We start from the raw sequence: 3,062 nt of genomic DNA on the forward strand, positions 1-3,062 counted from the left end.
TCATAAGACTGGTGAACGCAGTCAAATCCCGGTTGATAGTGGAAACGGTCACTTTTTCTGCACGCCTGCGAGCGACAAATTCTGAAACGGTTGCCACCGTGATCTCTGCGGCCATTAACTCTTCGATTTCACGGTCCGCATCCTCACAGATATCAACGATAACGCGAAGAATTTGGCGGAGGCTGCTCTGATAACGCTTGCGAGTTTCATTGGCGCGCATGCTTGAAGCATTTCCATTGCTCGATAAGGTAACGGCCCTCTCGAAGCGTCGGGCAAAGAATATCATCGCCGCTGACATCCAATCGAATGGCCCGGGTGCCATACCCTTCCCGAATGTCATTCACGTGCCGGACAATGGCCTTTTCGAGAATTTCCAGAACAGACACGTCCTGAAAATCGAAAAGGACACCGTCCTCGAGGCGTTCGAGCGTCGGCGCGATCTGGCGGAGCTTTAACTCCGGGATCTCAACTGAGGCTTCGCGCCATTCCGTTACGAAGTGTCTCGCATACCGGATGGCTCGAAGAGCAGCCCGCTCCTGAGGAGATTCCGGCTCGTAACCTGTTTCGTATTGCATCTGAACCTCCCTCATGCAGCGATGTCGAAATCGAAGACTGGCAGATCAGACGCAGCATCAATTGCGCGCATGTGATCTTCCAGGCGGTCTGTCAAAAGACAGATCTCCTCAACCATCGGATCCATGGGATCGATTTCTGCGAAGAGCGCGGTTTCGAGGCGCAGCGGGTCACCAACGTATTTCAGGGTGAACAGCTCGTGCAGGGCGACGAGATCGAGACGGGCACGACGGGTCAGCTGCCGGGTCAATCCCAGATGATCCAACAGATACTGAACGCGTTTCAGGGCCTTTCCGCCGCCCAAAACGAGGGCAGCATTCTGCAGGCCCTCATTATTCTCGGAAAGAAAGAGAAAGAGGGCCTGAACGGCAGGTGAAGGGGATGTGTGCATAGCGCAACTCCTTGTTGGTGGTTTGCTGCCACTAAGGACAGCTCAAGAAGGGGGCGGAGCGTTGCTGTGTTGTTCCTTTTCTGTTTTCGAATGACTTTGTTTTCTGCGCTGTCTCAACCTGAGGACTGCGCGGAAAACAAAGGTCTTCGACCTCTTCGTGATTGTGGGTTCGGCCAGATAATCAAATTCTCCTTCGGCATTATCACCATGCAAGCCTCATTGCTTGCTTTCCCTGATCCCTGCCAGCCATGCCCGGGCCAGTTTGGCGGCATCTTCACCTGCGCGATGAACCGTCGTTTCATTCGCCAGATGGCTGTACACGTCGAGCAGACGTCCTGGAGCAATCTGACCGTCCATTTCCGAAAAGGCCCACCAGACCGCACGATCAAAGTCGTCGAGCTTGATATCAGGTGCTCCACCGATGGATTGCATCAGACGGTCGAGCCAACGCTGATCGAATTCCGGCGCATCGCTGACAACGCGTTTTCCTTGGAGCTTGCCCCGAAGCCACATCGCTACGCTTCCCGCCGTTTCCGCCTCATTCAGGGCGCTCCTGGGGATGCCGTGCACCTTTTCGCTTGCCGGATGCCAGTCATCCATGGACCAAGACGGCTTCGGACGGATGAGCTTGGCCTCGACAGCAACTCGACCGTTGTCCACCCAAGCGATACCGACCTCGACGGGCCAGCTTTTAGGCGCCAGACTTGAAGCTTCAAAATCTTTGAAAATCGGTTCCATGGTTCTTCCTTTTCTCAGGGTTGGAGGACGCTTTTCAGCGCATTCTCACCTCGAGGGATGCGCTGAAAAGCTCGCCTCCAAGCCCTGCTTCAGCTGAATTCAAAGAGCTTCAAGTTCACGCCGCCGACCATGTCCTCAAAGGCTTTCTGTCCTTGCAGGCGCTGTGCTTTTGCAACCATCTGGTCTTGGTAATCCGCGGCTGTCCGTGGTGATTTCTGGCCGTTTGCCGCCAAGGCCATGTCCGTTCCGGCAGCCCCCAACTCAATACCCAGAAAGGTATGCAGGATGGTGCGGGCAATATGCTCGCCGGTTCCGAAAACATTGCGCCAGCAATCAGAGATGTAGTTGTAGCCCACACCTACCCCGTCGTTTCGAACGAAGAGCGGCCGATTGGACTTCAGGCAGCCGTTGCGCATCTGGTCGAGCCAGGCCTCGTCACACCCCCTGAGGATCAGTGCATCAATGAATACATTCAGCCGGGGATCAATTTCCGCGTCATAAGTCTCATTATCCTTGGACAGGGTGATGTGCAGCTCATATCGCCCTTGCCGCCACGACAGGTGCTCCCCGAATTTAAGCCGTGTATCCGCCAAGCGGACCGGAAGCACTGAAAACAGCGCCAAAGAAGCAGCGGTGTTTCTCAACGCCTGGCGCGAGCGTGGGCATGTCAGACTTTCCGCCTCCTTCAGAAAGTCCTCCGCGCGGCCGATGATCGCTACCGGCGAATATCCGGTTTTCTGCAGCTTTTCATACTTCTTCTTTGGAGCCTTGCGGGCCTGATCCTCAGCCTTTCGCAGGAGCTGCGACAATAGCTCCTGCGCCTCCTGGTCGGCGCCGACATAGCGGGCACATTTCTTCAATGCAGAGAAAGAGGCCAGCTGTGTCGCGGCGGCCAGCCCGCGTCCACGCATGTCGCGGGTGAAGGCCTTCACTGCCTCAACCGAGATTTCCTCCGGCACCCCGGCCTTTCTGGCCGAACACGCCAGCTGCCTCAGCTTCATTCTGTATGTCGGGATCATTTTGGGAGACGGTGCGATGACACCGTCCCCATCAAAGCCCGCCGCCATGTCTGCCAGCGCATTTCTCCAGTGTTCTGGCAGTTCCTCCTCCCGAATCGACACCCTGAGCGTGCGCCGCCTCGGCGCCGTGGCCGCCGGCTTCCGGGTCTGCGCCTCTTTCCGGCGGATGGCGTCAGTCAGAACGAGGATGGCGGGCTGGGCCGGGAAAACCGCCTGCATCGCCTTTTTCAAGGCGCGCAGGCGGTTGGCGGACCGATACCCGGCATCGAATGACAGGCAGTCCGAAACCGAAAGTTCCCATATAGAAGCAATCTGCCTGCCTTCGATGAACGCGAGGAAAT

General features: G+C 56.6%; 5 protein-coding genes. All 5 read right to left on the reverse strand.

The window, feature by feature from the left end:
• On the reverse strand, window positions 1-220 hold a 220-nt coding region (locus A2I95_RS29105), incomplete at its 3' end, for a hypothetical protein (protein WP_291735498.1).
• The gene (locus A2I95_RS29110; RefSeq protein ID WP_291735500.1) at window positions 207-575 is read right to left on the reverse strand and encodes a hypothetical protein; all 369 of its coding nucleotides are present in this window, start codon (window positions 573-575) and stop codon (window positions 207-209) included. The genes A2I95_RS29110 and A2I95_RS29105, both read right to left, overlap by 14 nt.
• Before the next feature lie 11 nt (window positions 576-586).
• Complete coding sequence (locus tag A2I95_RS29115) at window positions 587-964, reverse strand: hypothetical protein (protein WP_291735502.1); 378 nt, start codon at window positions 962-964, stop codon at window positions 587-589.
• 216 nt (window positions 965-1,180) lie between these two features.
• The gene (locus A2I95_RS29120; RefSeq protein ID WP_291735503.1) at window positions 1,181-1,702 is read right to left on the reverse strand and encodes a hypothetical protein; all 522 of its coding nucleotides are present in this window, start codon (window positions 1,700-1,702) and stop codon (window positions 1,181-1,183) included.
• 89 nt (window positions 1,703-1,791) lie between these two features.
• A partial coding sequence (locus A2I95_RS29125) for a hypothetical protein (RefSeq protein WP_291735505.1) occupies window positions 1,792-3,062 on the reverse strand: 1,271 nt, incomplete at its 5' end.

The organism is Leisingera sp. F5, from assembly GCF_001593695.1.

Bases quoted from the DNA above. Each gene is read 5' to 3' on its own strand.
- A2I95_RS29120 (WP_291735503.1), bottom strand. From the start codon at position 1,702: ATGGAACCGATTTTCAAAGATTTTGAAGCTTCAAGTCTGGCGCCTAAA.
- A2I95_RS29110 (WP_291735500.1), bottom strand. From the start codon at position 575: ATGCAATACGAAACAGGTTACGAGCCGGAATCTCCTCAGGAGCGGGCT.
- A2I95_RS29115 (WP_291735502.1), bottom strand. From the start codon at position 964: ATGCACACATCCCCTTCACCTGCCGTTCAGGCCCTCTTTCTCTTTCTT.